Raw genomic sequence first — 20864 nt, 5'->3', positions numbered from 1 at the left:
CCATCCCCCCATCTCCCCTGCCCCCTCTTCCTCAGACCGCGTTATAATTCATTGGGTTATAGAGCAGGAAACTTTCCATGAGTAATCCTCTGATTCAAGCTTTTTTCGTGGGCAGAGCAGTTGCCGAAACTCTTAATCAGCAAGTAGAGTCAGCCCTGACTAACTTTATGAGTGAACTGGGGAAATTTGATGCTGAACAAAGGGAAAACCTACGTCAATTTACTGAACAAGTTATAGAAAGGGCAAGACGAGAAGAAGAATTGTCTATGCAAGGGCGGACTAGTGGCTATAGTTCTACCTATAGTTCTGCACCAAATCAAGAACAAGACTTGCAAGCGATGATTGATGAACTCAGAGCCGAAGTTGCCGAATTACGCGCTGAATTGCAGCGATATCGCATTAATCGTTCTGTGTAAAGTGGGAAAAGACTTAGGGGAATGGGGATTAGAGTAATCTCAAGTGAGAAGTTTCTCTCTTTTGAGCTTTTCCCGCTCATTGCTTTAGTCTGTATAGTATAGAGAAGAGACGGCAGTTAAATGACTGCACGTTAATTATCCTCAAGAAAAATTTCTTTCTTGATTTATCAGTTAAGTAAAGCTGTAAACGCGAGTATCTGTCCTGCCTTAACCATCCCATGCCCAAGCGATATAGCGATCGCCCACACACAGAAATAGAAAAACTTTCCCCAGGCGAAGGAGTTGTCTTCCCAAAGGTATCAGGCAGGTCTTGGAATATGGGAAAACCGTACAAAGATAAAGCCTACCGTTGGAATCGAGAAAATTACTCTCGTCAACGCCGTTTTTTAGACATTTGGGGTTTCGTTCTTACCTTAATGTTTGAGCTATGGCTTGACAGTAAACCCTGGAGTTATCCGGGGGGAATCACAGAAGAAAAAAAAGCTGCTAGACGCAAAAAACAAGCGGTCTGGATTCGGGATACTTTCCTAGATTTAGGGCCTACTTTTATTAAAGTTGGGCAATTGTTCTCGACTAGGGCTGACTTATTCCCCAGTGAATATGTTGAGGAACTCAGCAAATTACAAGATAAAGTTCCTGCTTTTAGTTATGAACAAGTAGAAGCAATTATCGAGCAGGATTTAGGTAAAACAGTCCCGGAACTCTACCGCAGTTTTGACCCGATTCCTTTAGCAGCAGCTAGTTTGGGACAAGTACACAAAGCTCAACTACACTCTGCCGAAGAGGTAGTAGTGAAGGTACAGCGTCCAGGTTTAGTGAAGCTGTTTACGATCGATCTAGAAATTCTCAAAGGCATCACTCGCTATTTTCAAAACCATCCTAAATGGGGTCGGGGTCGAGATTGGTTGGGGATTTATGAAGAGTGTTGTCGCATTTTGTGGCTAGAAATTGATTACCTCAATGAAGGGCGCAATGCTGATACTTTTCGGCGGAACTTTCGTAATGCTGATTGGGTGAAAGTACCGCGTGTTTATTGGCGTTATACTTCACCAAGAGTAGTAACTCTGGAATATTTACCCGGAATTAAAATCAGCCATTATGAAGCTATAGAAACAGCCGGATTGGATCGCAAAAATTTAGCTCAATTGGGTGCCAAAGCTTACTTACAACAATTGCTTTATTACGGCTTTTTCCACGCCGACCCTCACCCTGGTAACATCGCTGTTAGTGCTGATGGGGCTTTGATTTTCTACGACTTCGGCATGATGGGGAAAATTGAAACCAACGTGCGGGAACAGTTGATGGAAACGCTGTTTGGCATTGCGGGGAAAGATGGCGATCGCGTGATGAATTCTTTAGTTAAACTCGGTGCTTTATCTCCTACGGATGACATGGGCCCAGTTCGGCGTTCCATCCAGTATATGCTGGATAACTTCATGGATAAGCCGTTTGAAAATCAGTCAGTAAATGCGATCGCTGATGACCTATACGAAATTGCCTACGATCAGCCTTTTCGCTTTCCTGCCACCTTTACCTTTGTCATGCGTGCCTTTTCTACCCTGGAAGGAGTCGGTAAAGGTTTAGATCCCGAATTCAATTTTATGGAAGTAGCTCAACCCTTTACAATGCAGCTTATGAGTGAAGGAAATGGTTTCGATCCTGCTAATAGCCTATTAGGAGAACTCGGTCGTCAAGCTGCACAAGTTAGCAGCACCGCCCTTGGTCTACCCAGGCGAATTGAGGATACACTAGAGAAACTAGAGCGGGGCGATATTCGTGTCCGTGTCCGCTCCACAGAAACAGATCGGATCTTGCGTCGAATTAATGGCACCCAAATGGGAACCACCTACGGACTAATCATAAGTGCTTTTACACTTTCTGCAACTATCTTATTCGTTCATGATAAGGTAGGTCTAGCAATTGTTGCCGCTTTAGTAGCGGTGATAGTGTCTGTAGCCTTAGTTCGGTTGCTAAGACGCTTAGACCGCTATGAAAGGATGTTCTAAAATTTAGATTCTGTTAAATTATTGGTATGTTACCAAGGGTATGAAAAGTAGCTTTGAAGGTGTTTCTGACCCCGGCCTGGTACGCCAGGTAAACCAAGATGCTTATTACATTGACCCACAAGGACGATTTTTTATTGTCGCCGATGGGATGGGCGGACACGCGGGTGGTCAAGAAGCAAGTTGGATAGCTACTAAAACTATCCAGTCCTATCTGGATGAATATTGGAATTCGGAAGACGACTCTGTAAAACTTTTAAAAGCAGCCTTTTTCAAAGCGAATCAGGCAATTTTACAAGACCAACGCGAACACCCAGAACGATCGGATATGGGAACGACCGCAGTAGTCTTGGTGTTTCGAGAACAGCGTCCTTGGGTAGCTCATGTAGGTGACTCTCGCCTCTATCGTCTACGTGGCTCCAAATTAGAGCAAATTACCGAAGATCATACCTGGGTCGCCAAAGCGATGAAAGCTGGAGATTTGACCCCCAGACAAGCTAAGACTCACCCTTGGCGACATATGTTGTCCCAATGTTTGGGAAGGGAAGATTTAGCTCAAGTAGAAATACATCTCCTGGATGTTAAAAAGGACGATCGCCTACTCTTATGCAGCGATGGGCTGACTGAAGAAGTGTCAGAATCAGCCATCGCCAAGCTGTTAGATTATCCTCTATGTGACAAAGCCGCCACTGCCCTGGTAGAAGCAGCTAAAGAGAATGGCGGACGAGACAATATTACCGTGATTATTGTGGCGATCGAAGATTCGCTGGGTCAGGAATCTTAAACTAAAGCAAAAGAACTAGAAGTACTAAATGCGATCGAAACTGGATGAAAAATTTATACATCCAGTTTTTTTGCTATCAACAGCTCTCTATCTCTCCTCTCTAGACCTTTCTAGCCTCTTCGGAGTCGAGAGCAAATAAAATTTTTTAACCTAAATAAGTAAATGTACTCAAGTTTTTTGTTCATACTGAGCAATTTTTTGTTTAAGTACTTGCTAAAAATACCATTAAGCGATATGGAACTTTCCGGAAACGCTAATCTTCCTTTTGATTTTAGCAGTATACATCCACAGCAGTATGGGCAGTTTGTCAAATTATTGTTATATTCTGTAATATAAGGTAGATAATAAACTACCACATCAGCTCAAACTGTATTGGACAAAGACTTCTAAAGTCAGCACACTTATACTCTTTCTTAGGAGTTAGTCATGAATCAACCTATCGAACTTTCTCTAGAACAACAATTTAATATCCGTTCCTTCCAGACCCAAGTAGAGCAAATGAACCGTGAACAAGCTCAAGACTTTTTAATGAAGCTCTACGAGCAAATGGTTTACAGAGAAGCGACCTACAAACATCTACTCAAGCACCAGTGGGGTTTAGAAGCAAGTCCACATTTTGAATAGAGTATCGTCGCAGTCGGCGACCTCCTTCTCTTGCTTTGTTCCTTGGGGAAAGAAGCTGGGGATGATGGGGCGTCAACCAAACCGTTCACCCAAAATTCAAAAAGGACTAAGTAGTAAAAAAACTTCCCGATCGCCAAAAATTCTACTTTCCGATACTTTTCAACTTAAGAGCGCTCCACAATCAATCTCTACAAATAATTGGCTTTGCTTCTAACCAGAAATTATGCCAACTTCCCACCAAGCTCATTAGCTTAAAACGAATTAATTTGACTAGAATTATCAATAAAATAGTTTTTGGGGGAATGAAAGCTTACTTTTCCCCCAAGTCGGCCCTTTCTCTGCTAGCCAGCTGGTTAATTTAACTTTTTCTCTCCAACTTGTCATCAAGTTGACCTAAAGAAGAACTAGATTCTAGTTTCATCAACATTTGTGGCTTAATCTTTTCAAACTGATTATGAAGTAACTCTTTACTCATTTTTGGAGAACCCGTCGAGATCAACGCCTGACTAGTTTGTGACCACTGTTGTAGTAATTGGCATTGAGTAGGAGCAATACTCACACTGAGTACATGAAGACAGCGTTTCGGCTCCTCCAGAGGAAACAACAGTACTAAATATCGACCTGTTTCCCCCAAAAGTTTAGTAATCTCCTCACCTTGAGAAGTTTTCATATCCAAATAACAACGCAACCACCTAGCACCAGCCTCACGAGTGTAAAGTGCCGTAATCCACAGCAGCATTGGATGAGGAGTCATGGAAAACAAGAATTGGTTATAGCGCTTACAAATCATGCGCTGTTTAATATCCGACTTTTTCAGCATTACCCAGAGAGTAGCTAACTTCTGCTTACCATTACCCAAAGTATTGGCAAACACAATTTCTGCTTGCGGTTTATCAGTAGGCCAGGTTTGCATTCTTGCCAACCGCTCCATTTCCTCTGGTGAAGCTAAAGGCGCACTCAGTATTTTTGCTTGCTGTCCTTGGGAGATTTCCGAAAGTTTAGTTCCAATGCGTTGACCAATTTGCCGACCCGTACTAAACCTTTGCTCTAAAGGTTCTAAAGCTGTCAGAATTTTTGCTACTGACTGAGGACGTTCGTTAGGTGTTTTTGCCAAACAACTCATGATTAAACTTTCTAGAGCTTTTGGCACTTTTAAGTCAGGATTAGTGGAATCGAACGATCGCGGTTTCTGGAAGTGATGAACTTTATACCAACCTCCAAAAGAGTGGGTTTCTGCCTGCAATGGCATTTTCCCGGTAAGCATTTCAAACATTAAGACACCCAGACTGTAAATATCTGAGCGGGTATCTAGTTCCTTACCCTCCATTTGTTCTGGTGAAGAGTAAGCCAGAGTTCCTAAATAATAATTAGTTTGGTCGCTATCTGCCTGACGCAGTTTGGCGATGCCAAAGTCGAGAATTTTTACTAATTGCCCTAGACTGGGGTCTTGGATCACTAATATATTGCTGGGTTTGATATCCCGGTGAATAATTGAGCAGATTTGTCCTTCAACAGGGATGCCTTGATGAGCGCATTGTAATCCTAAGCAAATTTGTCGTGCTAAGCTGAGAAACTTGGGTAAAGGCAAGGCTTGAGCACGAATTACATCACTAAGGCTTTCTCCCTGTAAATATTCCATCACATAAAATGGCGTGCTGTTGTCATCTACGCCAAAATCTGTAACGCGGACAATATGTAAACTTTTTTGACCTAATAGGGCGCAGGTTCGGGCTTCTTGTTCAAATCGCTCGCGCAATCGCAGTTTTTGATTTTGAATTCCTAATGACAGGAATTTAACGGCGACGGGGACTCCTCCCAACAATGTGTCATTAGCCAGATAAACCCGACCCATAGCCCCTGTCCCTATCAACTCTATTAGCTGATAGCGATTATCAAGTAAGCGACCAATATTGGGATCTTTTGGATCTGTCATTTTGATAAAGCTCCGCTCAAAAAGGAGCGTTAATGAAATATAAGTGCAGGTCTGTTGGGTATGAATCATTTTTTGCTTTTTCTACCTTCATAACATCGGAAATTTACCTTTATTTTTCAGGTAGAGAAATGCTTAGTACCCCCCTAGACAGCAGTAGCCTTACTTCCCCTTAACTTTCATGAAATACCTGCCTTTGACGTTGGCATCATTTACGAGTCAGCGTCGTTGGACTGAGAGATAAATTGTAATTGTAAGTAGGCTTTTTCCAGCTAAATTGGCTAGAAATAATTATCCTAGCTGCTAGTAGCAAGATGCCTCTTCACTTAATTTATCTAGATATTAGAAAATAGGATAGCGAATCATTGATGAAGTTAACGGTCAAAATGGGTACCGAGCTAGTCAATAAAACAATACCTATTTTCTTTGATCTCCAAAAAGTTGGAGAGTGCTGACCTCCTTCTCAAAATCTAACCTTTGCTTTGTTAAGTTTCAAACTATCCGTGTGTTAAATAGTTGATGGCTTGATTGTTAAACCTCACTCCAAGGAGATAATTCTTTTGATTTAACCAAATCATCACTAGTTGACAATCTAGGATAATTCTATTCTGGCTGACGCTCTAATGTGACTTCCATCATACTGGTTAGGTAATGTCCGGCTAGAATGCTGCTGGACATATAGTATTGGTTGTCGGATATTTGGTGCATGGTTTCAAAACCGCTGCGGCGTTGTCGATCGCCTAATACCCAGTATCGTTGGACGATCGATTCTGGGGCGATCCAACCTTCACCTTCGACGCGCCCTAATAAATTATGCTGCAATACGAATGTATACTGGCGTTCCCCAAAATCTAAACGTCCCCGGTATTGAAAGGTGATGTTTTCCCGATCGCTATCAGGAAACATTAACTGAGTCACCATTGTGAACCAGTTTTCTCGCCATGCTACCAGGGTTTTCCCTTTAACAATAATAGGCATTCCGTTACGTTCAAGCCAGTTTCCTTGTAACGTCCAACGCCCAGACTCTAACAGAAAGGTGTGAGCCACGCTTCTATCCCTTGCTACGATTGCTCACTGCGCGATTATCAGGACTCTATGCTAACACGGAGTGGATTGGTAACAAAGTGAATATTCCCTAGAGTTATTTCTTTTTGGGCACCTGTCACCTGCGTAAGATTACCAGCTATTCCCTGATTTCGCCAATAGGCTAAGACTGCAAATGCGATCGCTTCTTTATAGTCTGCACTCAAACCAACTTCATCTGTGGTGAGAACAGGGTGTAATGTTTCTGAGTTTAGGTTTAAATTGCTTTCCAAGCGTTTTTTTAAGTAAAGATTTCGACTACCTCCACCACAAATTAACACTTTGTCTGGCATTTTCGGCAAAAATTTACGGTAACTCTGAACTATTGAGGTGACGGTAAGTTCAGTCAAGGTGGCTAGTAAATCACCTGAACTTAATTCGTAATCTTTAATATCTGCTAAACATTGTTGGAAGTATTCTACGCCAAATAATTCTCTACCAGTAGATTTCGGTGGTGGTTCTTGGAAAAAGGGATGTTTTACCCAACGTTCAACTAAGGCAATACAGGGTGTACCACTAGCTGCCCATTCGCCATTTTTGTCGTAGGTTTTGCTTCCATCTGTTAAATACTGTATTGCTAGGTCTAAAAGGGAGTTTCCGGGGCCTGTATCCCAACCGCAGATGGATTGTAACCAATTTTCCTGACTTCGGGGTGGTAAATAGGTTACATTTCCCATCCCACCGATGTTTTGAATGCAGCGATGTTCTGTGGGATGACTCAAAAGAAAGGCATCGATACGGGATACTAAAGGCGCACCTTGTCCGCCACAGGCGATATCTGCTACGCGAAAGTTACTAATGGTGTTAATTCCAGTTAACTGGGCAATTACTTCTCCTCGTCCTAGCTGTAGACTGTAACCTAAAGAATTCTGGTTTTCCTGGGTTTTCGGTGGACGATGGTAAACTGTTTGTCCGTGTGAGCCAATTAATTCGGCTTTTGGGTAGTTAGTTTGAATGTTTTGGGCAGCTTGAGCGAAAACTTGGGCGATCGTATCATCTAATTCTGCTAATTCTGCCATAGAAATAGCGGAGTTAGCACAAACGGCCAAAATTTTTTTTCTTAATTCTGGCGGGTAGGGGTAAGTTTCTCCAGCCAAAAGTTGGATTTTCAGGTCGAGTTCTGTACCAGAAATTTCTACTAATGCTGCATCGATTCCATCTACTGATGTACCACTTATTAAACCTATTACTCTAGTCATTTGGGAATGAATAAGTCAACGAATTAATTATTATCCATCATTGTACTGATTTACAGATCTGTGTTGAAAATGTCTGATAAGAATCTACGGTTGAAACCGCTACTACAAAAAAGAAGTTTGCTGACGCGGACTATGTAAACTGAGATTTAGTATTACTTAGATTTGGTTTCTTGGGTGGCGATGACGTGCAAATCTACTTCTTTGAGATATCTGACTAATTTTTGCACGAGGGAACCGCGCCAGAAAAGTTCCCAGCGAGATTTTTGAGATTGTCCTAAAACAACTTGTGTAATCAGGTATTTGTGAGCGGTGTCTGCGATCGTTTGAGCAACATCTGTACTAGTTACTCGTAAAAATATCCCATTAAATTGACGACAAATATTTTCACAAGTTTCTATATGTATACTTTCTTCTTTAGTTAAAAAACGGGCTGGTGGAGTTACAAATAAAGCATAAAGACGGGCGTGTAATTGAGTAGCAATTCTTGCGCCTCTTCGCAATAATTGAATTGAGTTAGGATAGGTGGAAATGCAAACTAAAACTCGCTCATGAACGGTGCAATATCTATCGGTTGGGCTGGCGGTAACGGCATCTTGTTCGATGTTATCTGCTACTTCTCGTAAAGCTAATTCTCTTAAGGCGACTAAGTGACGACGTTGAAAGAAATTCAGTAAAGCTTGTTCAATTTTATCTGAGGCGTAAATCTTGCCTTCTTTTAATCTTTCTTGTAGGGTTTCTGGGGTGACATCGATAACTACTACTTCGTCTGCTTCGTCTAAAATGCGATCGGGAATTCGCTCTCTAACAACTATACCAGTAATTTTAGCAACTAAATCATTGAGACTTTCTAAATGTTGAATATTAACTGTTGAATTTACATTGATTCCGGCAGATATAAGTATTTCTACATCTTGGTAACGTTTTTGTCTAAGTGAACCTGGTACATTAGTATGAGCTAATTCATCAACTAAAACTAATTGTGGTTGACGAGCAATAATGGCATCTGTATCCATTTCTTTTAAGGTAATGCCATTGTGGATAATTTCTTTAGTGGGAACTACTTCCAAATCTATTGCTTTTTCGGCTGTTTCTTCTCTTCCATGAGTTTCTAATAATCCAATTACAACATCAATCCCTTCTGCTTTTAATTGATGAGCTTCTTCTAACATTCGGTAAGTTTTACCCACGCCAGGAGCCATACCAATATATATTTTATGTTTGCCCCTACGTTGGGAATTTAATTGATAGAAAATCTCACTGGAATGAATCATAATTTTTTGGTATTTAGTAATTGAAATAGGGATAAAGTAACAAAAACTTTTCTACTTTATCCTTTAGGTAGTTTATCGACTCACGGGTATATTATCCAACGCTATGTTTAATTTTAAGACGTTGACTCCTGGTTCTCCAAAAATTCCTAAAAATCTGCCATCAGTATTTTTAGTAATTAGAATTTCTACTTGGTTGGGATTTAGCGATCGCACTTTTGCCACTCTAGCAATTTGAGCTTTAGCTGATTCTACACTAATATGAGGATCTAAACTAGAGCCAGAAGTATAAATTAAATCTCCTGCTGGTGGAATTCCAGCTTGTTTCAAACGATTGATTTCTGGTTCAATTCTTTTAATTAAATCGGGATTACTAGGAGCCAAATTACTAGCACCAGAAGTCCCAGTTCTTTGGGTAATATTTTCTGGCTTTGTTGGCTCAAATTCTTGTTTAGTAAAACTACTGTAATTCGTAGTACTAGAGCGACTCCAAAAGTATCTTTCTTCAGTAAAAGGTTGACCGATTAAAGCTGAACCAACTACCTGTCCTTGGGAATTATTAATGATGCTACCATTGGCTTGGTATTGTAGAGGTGGTAATAAACCTACTATTAACATAACTGCTGGATAAAGGATAGCTGTTAATATCCACAATACCAAAGTAACACGAATTGCCCGCAAACTTTCTCTAATCATTTTAAAAACGCTCCGGTTGAAAAATGACAACAAATAAATAAATAGAAAGACCAAAAGTTAATAAGCCTAATAAACCGATCGCCCAAGCCGAACTTCGCTCAATTTCCCCACCTGCCGCCCCATAAACAGCAGGAGCAATTATTAAGTTCAAGCACATTCCTAAAAAAATTAAACTTGACCAAGGTCTTCTCCGTAATTGAATATGTGCCAACTCAATCAATGCTGGTAAATTCATCATTTTTACCTCTATTTTTTTAAACTAAGCCTACAGCAGAAATCAAAACATCAATGACTTTAATTGCAATGAAAGGTGCAACAACTCCACCCAAACCATAAAGCAAAATATTCCGTTGCAAAAGTTGATTAGCAGTCAAAGGTCTAAATTTTACTCCTCTAAGTGCTAAAGGAATTAAAGCAGGAATAATTAAAGCGTTATAAATTAACGCCGATAACACCGCAGATTGAGTACTTACTAACCCCATAACATTCAAAGTTTGCAAACCCGCCGCCGCAAAAATTACTGGCAGAATTGCGAAATACTTAGCGATATCATTAGCAACTGAAAAAGTAGTTAAAGCCCCACGAGTAATTAATAATTGTTTGCCAATTGTCACCAAATCAATTAGCTTTGTAGGGTCAGAATCTAAATCAACCATATTTGCGGCTTCTTTCGCCGCTTGAGTTCCAGAATTCATTGCCAAACCCACATTTGCTTGGGCTAAAGCTGGCGCATCATTAGTACCATCTCCCGTCATTGCTACTAATTTTCCCTCAGCTTGTTCTCTTTGAATTACAGCAATTTTGTCTTCAGGAGTTGCTTCGGCAATAAAGTCATCTACCCCCGCTTCTTGGGCAATTACAGAAGCAGTAATTCGGTTATCTCCGGTTAACATAACTGTACGCACACCCATGCGTCGTAGTTGTTCAAATCTTTCCCGAATCCCTGGTTTTATGATGTCTTTGAGATAAATAACTCCGTAAATATCGCCATTTTGACAAACAGCTAAAGGTGTTCCCCCAAGGCGAGAAACTCTTTCATAAGCTTGGTCTAAATCTGCTGCTAATTTGCCTCCACGAGAGCGAACAAATCCTTTAATTGCATCTACAGCGCCCTTTCTAATTTCTCTACCATCTGGTAAATCTGTGCCACTCATTCGCGTTTTTGCAGAAAATTCAATTCCTTCGGCTTGAGTGCGATCGAAATCTACTTCTGCACCCAATCTTTCCGCTAATCTAACTATCGATTTTCCTTCCGGCGTTTCATCAAAAACACTAGCAGCTAAGGCAACACCAGCAACATCTTCTAAAGAATGACCATTAACCGGAATGAACTCTTCTGCGAGGCGATTTCCTAAAGTAATTGTCCCGGTTTTATCTAACACTAAAGTATTAACATCGCCGCAAGCTTCAACCGCCCTTCCCGAAGTAGCAACCACATTAAATTGAGCAACTCTATCCATTCCCGCAATCCCAATTGCACTCAACAAACCGCCAATTGTAGTCGGAATTAAAGCTACTAAAAGGGCAATTAAAATCGCCACGCTGACCGGATTTTTTACATAATTAGCAACAGGAGGAAGAGTCGCTACGACGATGAGAAATACTTGAGTTAAAACCGCTAATAAAACAGTTAAAGCAATTTCATTCGGTGTTTTGCTACGTTCTGCGCCTTCTACTAAGGCAATCATTCTGTCAATAAATCCTTTTCCAGGGTCAGCTGTTACCCTAATTGTTAGTTCATCGGAAATAATTTTTGTACCTCCTGTAACGGAACTAGCAATATCAGAACCAGGTTCTTTTAAAACTGGTGCAGATTCTCCGGTAATTGCTGATTCATCTACAGAAGCAACCCCGGAAATTACTTCTCCATCAGCCGGAATAATATCGCCAGCAATTACTTTAACTATATCGCCTCGACGCAAAGTTGTAGAACTGACTTCTTGAATTTTGCCATCAGGAGAAAGTTTTTTGGCAATTGTATCTGATTTAGTAGAACGTAGGGCATCTGCTTGGGCTTTTCCTCTGCCTTCAGCAACTGCTTCAGCGAAGTTGGCAAATACTAATGTGAAAAACAAAATTACCGTAATTAAGCCATTGAAAAACCGTAAATTTTCCCCTGGTACATTGCCAAACAAATAAGGATTAATGGTTAATAAGGCGGTGATAATTGTTCCAATCCAAACTACAAACATCACCGGATTTCTTACTTGTACACGAGGGTCAAGTTTGACGAAAGAATCGCGAATTGCCCTTTGATAAATCCCTTTAGTATCTACTTTTGGTGTGTGGCGGCGCGAGTCTCTTCTGCCTTGGGGTGTACGTCTGGGTTTAGAAGTAGAATTGCTCATTTTTCGTGATTACTTAATTGTTAATTATTCCTGGAATTTTTGGATAAGTTTGAGGTTTAGATTCCTTTAGCTAGTTGGAAACCTTCTGCGATCGGACCTAGTGCTAAAATTGGGAAGAATGTTAAAACTCCTAAAATCAAAATTACGCCAGCTGTCACACTAGTAAATAAAACTGTGTCAGTTCTTAAAGTACCCGTAGTTTCTGGTACTGGTTGTTTGTTTTTCATGTTATCTGCTAGTAACAAAAGCGCAATAATTGGAATGTAACGTCCTCCCAAAAGGCTGACACTAGCACTTAAATTCCACCACAATGTATTGTCTCCTAAACCTTCAAAACCAGAACCGTTATTAGCTGTTGCTGAAGCATATTCGTAAACTACTTGAGAAATTCCGTGAAAACCAGGGTTACTAATTCCAGCTAAAGCATCGGGAAAAGCTAAAGTAATTGCACTGGGAATTAACACCAAAATCGGGTGAATTAAGAGAATCACACTGGCTAAAACAATTTCTCTTTTTTCAATCTTTCTACCTAAAAATTCCGGTGTACGTCCGACCATTAACCCAGTCACAAATACAGATAAAATTAGAAAAACAAAAAGGTAAGCTGTACCCGTTCCTTGACCTCCCCAAATAATTTGTAAAAATAAGTTGAACAGAGTAGAAAAGCCACCAGGAGGCATTAAAGAATCGTGCATTCCGTTAACTGCACCACACATTGTTCCTGTAGTTACTATTGCCCAAAGTGCAGTTTCAACCCAACCGAATCTAACTTCTTTTCCTTCTAAATTTGGTTGTTGTCCACCTAAAAGGGTGTTAACTAAGGGATTACCTTGATATTCGCCAATGGCGCTAATTCCAACTAGTAAAATAAAGATTGCAAACACCATCCAAAACAGTAACCAAGCTTGTTTTGTGTTATTAGCAAATATCCCGTAAGTGTAAATCAACGCTGCGGGAATGCTAATCATGGCTATGGTTTCTATTAAATTGGTTAAAGGATTAGGATTTTCAAAGGGATGAGCAGAGTTAATGCCGAAAAATCCGCCGCCATTTTCTCCTAATTGTTTAATAAATTCAAAGCTGGCTACTGGCCCTCTGGCTATTACTTGAATGTTACCTTCTAAAGTAGTAGTTGTAGCTGGGCCTGCTAAGGTATCTGGTACACCAAGAATTAGTAATAACAATGCACCCACTAAAGAAATTGGTAGCAAAATTCGGGTGATAGATTTAATTAAATCTACAAAAAAATTGCCTAATGTTCTACCTGTTAATCCTCGAATAAAAGCAATTCCTACTGCTAATCCTGTTGCCGCAGATGTGAACATTAAAAAGCCAAGACATACTGTTTGACTCAGGTAGCTTAAAGTTGTTTCTCCTGAATAATGCTGTTGGTCTGTATTAGTTAAAAATGAGATGGTTGTATGCAATGCTAAATCCCAACTTGGTGCGCTTAAGTTTGTGATATTTAGGGGCAACACTCCTTGTAACATCAGGATTAAATAAACAAAAATTCCCATGAATAGGTTGCTGTAAAGTATTGCCCTGGTATATTGCCAACCTGTCATGTCTTCTTTATGACGAATGCCACTCAGGTTATAAATAAATTGCTCTGCTGGGGTAATTATGGGGTCTAAAAATGTTTTTTTACCCAAGAATACTCGCGCTATATAGCTTCCCAAAAATGGGGTAATGATTATTACAATTATGAGAGTTAACGCAATTTGTAGAAAGCCTTGCCACATAAATGTTTACCAAATTATGATGCTCAATCTAGTTAACAAAAAATTTTACCACTGGAATAGTTCTTGTTCTTCAGAATCCGGTTTTTTGGCTAAGTTACAGCTTATACCTGACCAGGAAATTGGATGGTGTTTTCTGAGAGTAAACTCTAGCTCTGGTGCATTTGCGCCATTAACTGATAGAGCTAATACATTATCTCCACAATTAATTGTTGGTTCGCTACTGGCTAAAATCAATTCATTTGCCCTGATGATTCCTAAACAAAAACAATGGTTGGGTAACTTAATTGCGGATAATGGTAAACCACAATAACAACTGTTAAATTGAATTGTTACTTGAATTAACCTGGGTTTCATCTTTTCTTTAGTTAATTTAGATTCTATAACAATCTTTCATTATTTAACACCTATTTAACATCAGATTAGTGATAGAAGTTTACTTCTAGTTAGCTATTAAAGTTTATATATATTTTGTTTATATGTTTTTTATAGCTTTCCGTTGCAGTCTATATTTACAGTTATAAGTAAATCTATATCTGCAAGTATAGTTGTAATTGGTTCTATAGTTTTACGCTAAGATAATTAGGAAATATCCAAGGACGCTCAAGGTTCATACTAAATACTAAAGAAATAAAGATAATAAGTAATCATATTTATAATGAGCAATGAAAGCAAATATTTTTACCAGAAATGACCGTAGAAATACTTGGGTGATGATTGCGATCGCATTTGCGATCGTCATATCCTTAGAATATGCCACACCCTCGGAATATGTATTTGGCTACCTTTATACAGGGCCAATTTTATTGACTAATTATCGTTTAGGAAGAAAGGCAAATTTACAAGTCACGTTAACCGCTTCAGTGTTAACATTATTAAATTTAGTCATACCTCCCGAACAGTTTTCGTTACCTACTTTGGCAAATCGGTTAATTGCAGTATTGGCACTTTTGGTAACGGGGTGGTTAAGCGATCGCATTCGTCATTATCAAGAAGCAATTGCTAATCAGCAAACTCAATTACTTTACCAAACACGATTAGCTAGTATGCGAGAAGATTTTGTTTCGACGCTGACTCATGATTTAAAAACTCCCCTTTTGGGGGCTATTGAAACAATAAAATCTTTTCAAAGAGGGCAATTTGGCGAATGTAGTTTTGCTCAACGTAAAGTATTAGAAATGATGATCCGTTCTCATCAATCAACGCTACAATTAGTCCAAACTCTCTTAGATATTTATCACTACGATTCAGAAGGGTTAAAACTGCAACTAACACCAGTCAATCTGGGATCGTTAGTCGAAGAAGTAATCGCTACTTTGACAGAATTAGCGGCTTCTCGTCGCGTGCATATTACACTTAATTATGGAACATCAAATTTTCGCCAAAACTTGTGGGTAAATGGAGATGCTTTACAATTACAGCGTGTATTTACTAATCTCTTAATTAATGCCATTAATCATTCTCCTCGTGGCGGTAAAATCAACGTGATTTTGGAAAGTGATTCCCATCAACAAGTAGTGAAAATTTTAGATAGTGGACAAGGAATACCCACAGATGAACTTGCCCACTTGTTCGAGCGATTTTACCAAGGAAGTAGCGATCGCCAAAGTCAAGGTTCTGGGCTAGGCTTATATCTAAGTCGGCAAATAATTGCGGCACATGGCGGTAAAATTTGGGCAGAAAACCTTTTTCCTTCCGGTGCTTTATTTGGTTTTCGACTCCCAACTTCCCCAGTAACTTCGGAAAATTCGTGATGAAACCTGCACCTTTGCGGATACTTTTAGTCGAGGATGATGAACTATTTCGCCTGGGTTTGTATATGCGCCTGCAACAGGAACCAGGAATAGAAGTAGTAGCAGAAGCCACCGATGGCGAAACGGCTGTAGAATTAGCAAATCAATATCCCTTAGATGTCGTACTCTTAGATGTTGGATTACCGGGAATTGGCGGCGTGGAAGCTTGTCGCCGTATCAAAGAACAACACTCACAATTGCCGATTTTAGTTTTAACTTCCCATTCCCAAAAACCCTTGATCGAACGCTTAATTGCCGCAGGAGCTCAAGGATATTGTCTTAAAGGTATTGAAGCAGAAGTTTTAATTTTGGCGCTGCGTTCAGTCGCCGCAGGTGCGTCTTGGTGGGATCAAACGGTTACTGCCGAAATTCGCGCTGCCTTTGCTGCAAATCCACCTTCAGATGCAAAATCATCAGAAGTGTTAATTAATCCACTGACTCAGCGAGAACAGGAAATCTTGGCGCTGATAGCGGCGGGAAAAAGTAACCAGGAAATTGCGGAACTCTTATACATTACAATTGGCACCGTGCGAGTTCATGTTCATGCAATTTTACAAAAATTAGAAGTGCGCGATCGCACTCAAGCCGCAGTTTTAGCAATTCAGAAAGATTTAGTCGCCGCAGAACTTTTGGCAAAACACTAGCTTTTCTTTTCGATGACGATATCATAAGTCTTAATCTGCGAAAAGCAGCTACGGCTCCAAATTCACATTTTTTAGTTCATGTCAATGATTAAAAATACTTATTTTTTCATCAACCTGTTAACTGCGGCTGTTACTGGTATCACTTTGAGTCATGCTTCACCAGCGTTATCTGAGTCAAGTTGGCCCAAACAGGGAACAAATCAGTCAACAATTGAGAGTGTAGTTGCTCAATCACAAAACAAGGAACAAGCTCAAGATTACTATGAACAGGGCATTTCTTTGCAACAGCAAGGTAAATTGGACGAAGCGATCGCAAAATACCAAAAAGCCCTGAATTTGAATCCCAAGTTAGCAGCAGCGCATTTGAATATGGGAGTAGCGTTAGCAACTCAAGGTAAAGATGCAGAAGCAATGGCAGCTTATCGAACAGCCCTAACTATTCAACCAAAAATGGCAGAAGCTCATTATAACCTGGGCAATATGCTAGTACAACAAGAAGATTTTATCGCTGCCGAAAAAGAGTATAAAGCAGCAATTAAAATTAATCCCAACTACGCCAAAGCTCATTACAATTTAGGCAACGTCCTCGCCCAAAAAGGACAAATAGAAGCAGCTATTCAACAGTGGCAAACAACGATTCGTCTTCAGCCGGATTTTGCCGAAGCTTATGCCAACTTAGGTTTAATAATGAATCGTTCTGGTCAAAAAGACCAAGCGATTGAAGCCTTTAAAAAAGCCAGAGATTTGTTTAAAGCCCAAGGAAACCAAGAAGCAGCAGAAGAGATCGATCGAATGCTCCAACGGTTGTGGAGTAGTCCCACAGGCGTTGCTTAAAAAATTGATAATTCAACTCTAAAATCTGACATAGTTGGGAAAAATTAAGAGGTGGCAAAAAAGTTGCAAAAAAGTTACCTTGCCAAATTGAGTTTATATGTAGGTTGTTGCCTTTTGGGTTTTTGTTTGACAATCTTGAGTAATCCGCTTTTCTTTCCTGATGGTTTTGCTCAAGCCTTAATGCCGAAACAAACTAATAATAATCAAGTTCTAATAGCCCAAAATCAAATACCATCCCCTGCGAGAATTTCTAATTCTACCCGCTTAGAATGTAACCAAACTCTCCAAGGTAGACTCTCATTAAGCGATCACCGATTTCAGGGTAGGAATTTTCTAAAATACGTATTCAATGGGCAAAAAGATCAATTAATTCGAGTTAGTTTAGTTGGAGGTAGTCCTAATCAAAGACCTAGCAATACATTACAGGTCAATCCATTATTACTTAACCCTGTACTGATACTATATGCTCCTAATGGTCAGATGGTAGATCAACAACCTAAACAGGAAAATTTAATTGATGCAGTAATTAGAACAAAATTACCTACTACTGGCACTTATAACCTACTAGTTACCAGTGCAACTCCCGGTACAGTTGGACGATTTAGCCTCACTTATCAACAACTAAAAACAGACGGAACGAGTACGTCTAGTTGTCCAGCTTAAGGTGCAAAGGAGATGGAGAGACAAGGGGGCAAGGGGATAAGGGGATGGGTTGAAATTGAAATATTTAACTATCTATTCTCTTCTACTCCCCCCACCTCCCAACCTCTTCCTCCCAGAAGTAGAAATGGGGAAATGGTAAGATTTACCATTTCCCCATTTTTGATTACTACACCCGTTCTTGTTTTGTTGAATGAAATCGTCTTTTTTCTCACTTATTGATAAAACCTTATGTTGTAGATGCGAAAACTTTCCTCAATCTCAGTTTAAGCTTCTTGAGATTTAGGATTTTTTTTGCGTAATTTGCTAGCAGTCAAGGTAGCGCCAATCAGTGCCAAACCGCCCAGAGTAGTAGGTTCAGGTACAGTAGCAGGGGAAAGCGCAGATTTATCGAATTGGAAGGCAATAGTTTGCGTACCTTTGAATTTTGTAGCATCATAGCCAGTGGCGAGTAATTGCTGCGTTAAAGCCCCCTGTGCCAAGAAAGTGATTCCACCAAGATATTTTCCAGAAGCAATTTCGTTGAGATTAAATGTTTTGTTCTGTCCGTTATTAGTAAAGTAGTTCTTGGTCAAATCGCCATAACCTACAGTACCACCACCTTGTTTCACCTGAGTTTCGTAAGAAATCCATCCATCTCCATCCATTCCACCATATCCAACAGTGTAACCATCCTTAATATCAGTAACAGTTTTAGCCTGAACGCCGCCATAAACACCCAACTGTGTTACGCCAGAAGCATTTGCGCTAGCAAAGCGAATACCAAATAAATCTCCGCTTTGCATGGCTGGTAAAAAGTTTTTACCCGACATATTCAAGAACAAATCACCATATCCAATTTGACCGCCTGCAACCCCAGATTCAGCTTGTCCGGTTAATAGCATATTACTATTGATGGCGATAATAACGCTGGTAGCGGTTTCTTTAAAAGCCATACCGGAGAAATCATAAGGATTTGTTTTTCCAGGGGCAGAGCCAACCCAGTAATTGCCATTCATTCCATCTGTGTTGGAATCAAACGCATATTGCCAGCCATTAGCATCAACTGGATTTTTCCCTGTAACAAGACCTTCAGTGTCATTCAAACATTCAAAAGATAAACTTAATGCAGTTCCCGGTTTTAAATCGAAGGCAGAGGCAGCTTTTCCAGTAACGGAAATAATACTAACAGTGGCAACGAGGGTTTTCAGTAAGGTTGAAGCAACGCGAGTTTTCATTTCTTTGTCCTGCTCTTATTTTTTGTCCTTATGTTTATAAATTTAGTCTTTTCATTGTGAAGATACAAAGATACAGTAACAGTTTTTTTTGCGAAGATATGATAAATTTTTTCAGCTGGAATGAGAACTTATTTCCGTAAATTCTGTTAGAAAAAAATCGGTATTTTTAGCATGATTTTGCACTTTCAGTGATAATTGAAAACCAAAATCAGTAAATTTTCTAGTTATATTTGATGCGTCTCTATTTTGTTCTATTTGATCCTAATGCAGGGAAACTCTTACAATAGTTAAATTTTTCCAAAATCAAACTTAGCGAAAAAGAAAAACTAAAGGGAGTGATTCCCAGTAAAATCACGCAATTATTACACTTAATCCCATTTTCCTTTAATTGTGCTATGTGAGCAGGGGAGATAGGTAGATGGGTAGATGGAGGGAAAGAGTCCAAATACCTCTTCTACTCCCCCACTTCTTCCCAGTCCCTAGTTCCCCAATCGCTAATCAGATCATATTTATGGGGTCAACATCGATCGTCAAACTAACCGACTTCGGGCATAAATCGCGCAACTCATTAAAGTTAGGCAAATCCACAATTATATTTGGTGGTAATTTGAGGAGAATTTGCCAATAATATCGATTAGCTATTCGCATAATACTAGCGGGTGCTGGCCCTAAAATTTCATAGCTATTACTATTTTCTGGGGGACGCAACCAACCTGCTAACATTTGGGCAGCTTCTTGAACTTCTACGGAATTTATACTGTTTAATTGGATGAGAATCAACCGACCATAAGGAGGATAATTTGATTCTGCTCTTTGGGGTAATTCTGTCTCGATAAATGACTGGAAATCATGTTTTTTAACTGCTTGAATTACCGAATGTTCGGGGGTGTAAGTTTGCAGGATTACTCGACCGGGGTCATCGCCTCGACCTGCGCGACCTGCTACTTGAGTTAAGGTTTGAAATGTTCTTTCTGTAGCACGATAATCGGATAAATGTAATAAACCATCGGCGGCGACTATTCCGACTAAAGTAACTTGGGAAATATCTAACCCTTTGGTGAGCATTTGTGTTCCTACTAATAAGTCAGCTTCGCCATTGGTAAATTGTGTGAGTAAAGTCCGATGAGATCCCTTAGTACGAGTGGTGTCACTGTCAAACCGAATGACTCGCAATTGGGGAAATAACTTTCTTAATTCTTCTGCTACTTTTTGAGTTCCGCTACCAAAGAATTTTAAATAGGGAGAATTACATTCTGGGCAATTTTCGGGATGAGAACGGATGAAATTGCAGTAATGACAGCGTAAAATTTCTGGCGCTCTTTCTTCTATGTGATGGTAGGACAAAGACACATCACAGTTGGGACATTCAATAACATATCCACAACTGCGACAAGAGACAAAGGTGCTATGTCCGCGACGATGAATAAATAAAATTCCCTGTTTTTTTTGGGTTTGTAATTGTTCTAAAGCTTCTTGGAGCGATCGACTAAAAATAGACTTATTCCCCTCGCGCAATTCTTGACGCATATCCACAACTTCCACAGGTGGTAATGGTCGAGATTGAATGCGTTCGGAAAGGGAAAGGTAATGTTTGGGGGACTGGGAAGAAGTGGGGGGGCTTCCGTG

19 protein-coding genes are annotated in these 20864 nt (G+C 39.9%); 8 read left to right on the top strand and 11 right to left on the bottom strand.

What is annotated here, in order from left to right; genetic code table 11:
• The first annotated feature begins 77 nt into the window (after positions 1 to 77).
• From IQ264_RS24045 to IQ264_RS24030, 4 genes are all read left to right on the top strand, one after another.
• Complete coding sequence (locus IQ264_RS24045) at positions 78 to 416, top strand: DUF6825 family protein (RefSeq protein WP_193983632.1); 339 nt, start codon at positions 78 to 80, stop codon at positions 414 to 416.
• Between the two features lie 317 nt (positions 417 to 733).
• Positions 734 to 2422: an ABC1 kinase family protein gene (locus IQ264_RS24040; RefSeq protein WP_228061769.1), complete on the top strand. Its 1689-nt coding sequence runs from the start codon at positions 734 to 736 to the stop codon at positions 2420 to 2422.
• Between the two features lie 40 nt (positions 2423 to 2462).
• Positions 2463 to 3203, top strand: coding sequence for a Stp1/IreP family PP2C-type Ser/Thr phosphatase (locus IQ264_RS24035; RefSeq protein ID WP_193983629.1), 741 nt, complete (start codon positions 2463 to 2465; stop codon positions 3201 to 3203).
• A gap of 426 nt (positions 3204 to 3629) precedes the next feature.
• Positions 3630 to 3827 carry an NblA/ycf18 family protein gene (locus IQ264_RS24030; RefSeq protein WP_193983628.1) on the top strand — a complete coding sequence of 66 codons (198 nt, stop codon included), beginning with the start codon at positions 3630 to 3632 and terminating at the stop codon, positions 3825 to 3827.
• 358 nt (positions 3828 to 4185) lie between these two features.
• On the opposite strand, the gene IQ264_RS24025 is transcribed toward IQ264_RS24030, so the two are convergent.
• From IQ264_RS24025 to IQ264_RS23985, 9 genes are all read right to left on the bottom strand, one after another.
• On the bottom strand, positions 4186 to 5760 hold the full coding sequence (locus tag IQ264_RS24025; RefSeq protein ID WP_193983627.1) for a serine/threonine protein kinase: 1575 nt from the start codon (positions 5758 to 5760) through the stop codon (positions 4186 to 4188).
• Positions 5761 to 6360: 600 nt separating this feature from the next.
• Complete coding sequence (locus tag IQ264_RS24020) at positions 6361 to 6804, bottom strand: hypothetical protein (RefSeq protein WP_193983626.1); 444 nt, start codon at positions 6802 to 6804, stop codon at positions 6361 to 6363.
• Positions 6805 to 6842: 38 nt separating this feature from the next.
• A complete protein-coding gene (locus IQ264_RS24015) occupies positions 6843 to 8039 on the bottom strand; it encodes an anhydro-N-acetylmuramic acid kinase (RefSeq protein ID WP_193983625.1) in 1197 nt (398 codons plus the stop codon).
• A 152-nt stretch (positions 8040 to 8191) separates the two neighbouring features.
• Positions 8192 to 9310 (bottom strand): sensor histidine kinase KdpD, encoded by a 1119-nt coding sequence (locus IQ264_RS24010; RefSeq protein ID WP_193983624.1) that lies wholly within the window; start codon positions 9308 to 9310, stop codon positions 8192 to 8194.
• 72 nt (positions 9311 to 9382) lie between these two features.
• Complete coding sequence (gene kdpC, locus IQ264_RS24005; protein ID WP_193983623.1) at positions 9383 to 10003, bottom strand: K(+)-transporting ATPase subunit C; 621 nt, start codon at positions 10001 to 10003, stop codon at positions 9383 to 9385.
• A 1-nt stretch (position 10004) separates the two neighbouring features.
• Entirely contained in the window at positions 10005 to 10241 is a 237-nt protein-coding gene (gene kdpF / locus IQ264_RS24000; RefSeq protein ID WP_193983621.1) for a K(+)-transporting ATPase subunit F, read from the bottom strand.
• Between the two features lie 16 nt (positions 10242 to 10257).
• Positions 10258 to 12351, bottom strand: a complete 2094-nt coding sequence (kdpB, locus tag IQ264_RS23995; protein ID WP_193983619.1) for a potassium-transporting ATPase subunit KdpB — start codon at positions 12349 to 12351, stop codon at positions 10258 to 10260.
• Between the two features lie 56 nt (positions 12352 to 12407).
• Positions 12408 to 14093: a potassium-transporting ATPase subunit KdpA gene (gene kdpA / locus IQ264_RS23990; RefSeq protein WP_193983618.1), complete on the bottom strand. Its 1686-nt coding sequence runs from the start codon at positions 14091 to 14093 to the stop codon at positions 12408 to 12410.
• A gap of 45 nt (positions 14094 to 14138) precedes the next feature.
• Entirely contained in the window at positions 14139 to 14447 is a 309-nt protein-coding gene (locus IQ264_RS23985) for a TrkA C-terminal domain-containing protein (protein ID WP_193983616.1), read from the bottom strand.
• 308 nt (positions 14448 to 14755) lie between these two features.
• Here IQ264_RS23985 and IQ264_RS23980 point away from each other — a divergent pair, with 308 nt between their 5' ends.
• The 4 genes from IQ264_RS23980 to IQ264_RS23965 all read left to right on the top strand — a co-directional run bounded on the left by IQ264_RS23980 (position 14756) and on the right by IQ264_RS23965 (position 18024).
• On the top strand, positions 14756 to 15844 hold the full coding sequence (locus IQ264_RS23980) for a sensor histidine kinase (protein WP_193983614.1): 1089 nt from the start codon (positions 14756 to 14758) through the stop codon (positions 15842 to 15844).
• Positions 15844 to 16527: a response regulator gene (locus tag IQ264_RS23975; RefSeq protein ID WP_193983612.1), complete on the top strand. Its 684-nt coding sequence runs from the start codon at positions 15844 to 15846 to the stop codon at positions 16525 to 16527. Before IQ264_RS23980 ends, IQ264_RS23975 begins: the two co-directional genes overlap by 1 nt.
• 78 nt (positions 16528 to 16605) lie before the next feature.
• A complete protein-coding gene (locus IQ264_RS23970; RefSeq protein WP_193983610.1) occupies positions 16606 to 17361 on the top strand; it encodes a tetratricopeptide repeat protein in 756 nt (251 codons plus the stop codon).
• Between the two features lie 63 nt (positions 17362 to 17424).
• A complete protein-coding gene (locus IQ264_RS23965; RefSeq protein ID WP_193983609.1) occupies positions 17425 to 18024 on the top strand; it encodes a hypothetical protein in 600 nt (199 codons plus the stop codon).
• Positions 18025 to 18287: 263 nt separating this feature from the next.
• On the opposite strand, the gene IQ264_RS23960 is transcribed toward IQ264_RS23965, so the two are convergent.
• A complete protein-coding gene (locus tag IQ264_RS23960) occupies positions 18288 to 19238 on the bottom strand; it encodes a PEP-CTERM sorting domain-containing protein (RefSeq protein ID WP_193983607.1) in 951 nt (316 codons plus the stop codon).
• A gap of 498 nt (positions 19239 to 19736) precedes the next feature.
• The coding region (priA, locus tag IQ264_RS23955; protein WP_193983605.1) for a replication restart helicase PriA at positions 19737 to 20864 on the bottom strand (1128 nt) is incomplete at its 5' end.

Source organism: [Phormidium] sp. LEGE 05292, assembly GCF_015207735.1.
Taxonomy (GTDB): domain Bacteria; phylum Cyanobacteriota; class Cyanobacteriia; order Cyanobacteriales; family Aerosakkonemataceae; genus Floridanema.
Note: the sequence above shows the minus strand (reverse complement) of the source record. Positions and strands in the feature narration are given on the sequence as shown.

Coding starts and splice junctions, on each gene's coding strand:
- IQ264_RS23980 (WP_193983614.1), top strand. CDS start 14,756: ATGAAAGCAAATATTTTTACCAGAAATGACCGTAGAAATACTTGGGTG.
- IQ264_RS24030 (WP_193983628.1), top strand. CDS start 3,630: ATGAATCAACCTATCGAACTTTCTCTAGAACAACAATTTAATATCCGT.
- kdpF (WP_193983621.1), bottom strand. CDS start 10,241: ATGATGAATTTACCAGCATTGATTGAGTTGGCACATATTCAATTACGG.
- IQ264_RS23975 (WP_193983612.1), top strand. CDS start 15,844: ATGAAACCTGCACCTTTGCGGATACTTTTAGTCGAGGATGATGAACTA.
- IQ264_RS24010 (WP_193983624.1), bottom strand. CDS start 9,310: ATGATTCATTCCAGTGAGATTTTCTATCAATTAAATTCCCAACGTAGG.
- IQ264_RS24015 (WP_193983625.1), bottom strand. CDS start 8,039: ATGACTAGAGTAATAGGTTTAATAAGTGGTACATCAGTAGATGGAATC.
- IQ264_RS23985 (WP_193983616.1), bottom strand. CDS start 14,447: ATGAAACCCAGGTTAATTCAAGTAACAATTCAATTTAACAGTTGTTAT.
- IQ264_RS24045 (WP_193983632.1), top strand. CDS start 78: ATGAGTAATCCTCTGATTCAAGCTTTTTTCGTGGGCAGAGCAGTTGCC.
- IQ264_RS24040 (WP_228061769.1), top strand. CDS start 734: ATGGGAAAACCGTACAAAGATAAAGCCTACCGTTGGAATCGAGAAAAT.
- IQ264_RS23970 (WP_193983610.1), top strand. CDS start 16,606: ATGTCAATGATTAAAAATACTTATTTTTTCATCAACCTGTTAACTGCG.
- IQ264_RS24035 (WP_193983629.1), top strand. CDS start 2,463: ATGAAAAGTAGCTTTGAAGGTGTTTCTGACCCCGGCCTGGTACGCCAG.
- IQ264_RS23960 (WP_193983607.1), bottom strand. CDS start 19,238: ATGAAAACTCGCGTTGCTTCAACCTTACTGAAAACCCTCGTTGCCACT.
- kdpB (WP_193983619.1), bottom strand. CDS start 12,351: ATGAGCAATTCTACTTCTAAACCCAGACGTACACCCCAAGGCAGAAGA.
- kdpA (WP_193983618.1), bottom strand. CDS start 14,093: ATGTGGCAAGGCTTTCTACAAATTGCGTTAACTCTCATAATTGTAATA.
- kdpC (WP_193983623.1), bottom strand. CDS start 10,003: ATGATTAGAGAAAGTTTGCGGGCAATTCGTGTTACTTTGGTATTGTGG.
- IQ264_RS24025 (WP_193983627.1), bottom strand. CDS start 5,760: ATGACAGATCCAAAAGATCCCAATATTGGTCGCTTACTTGATAATCGC.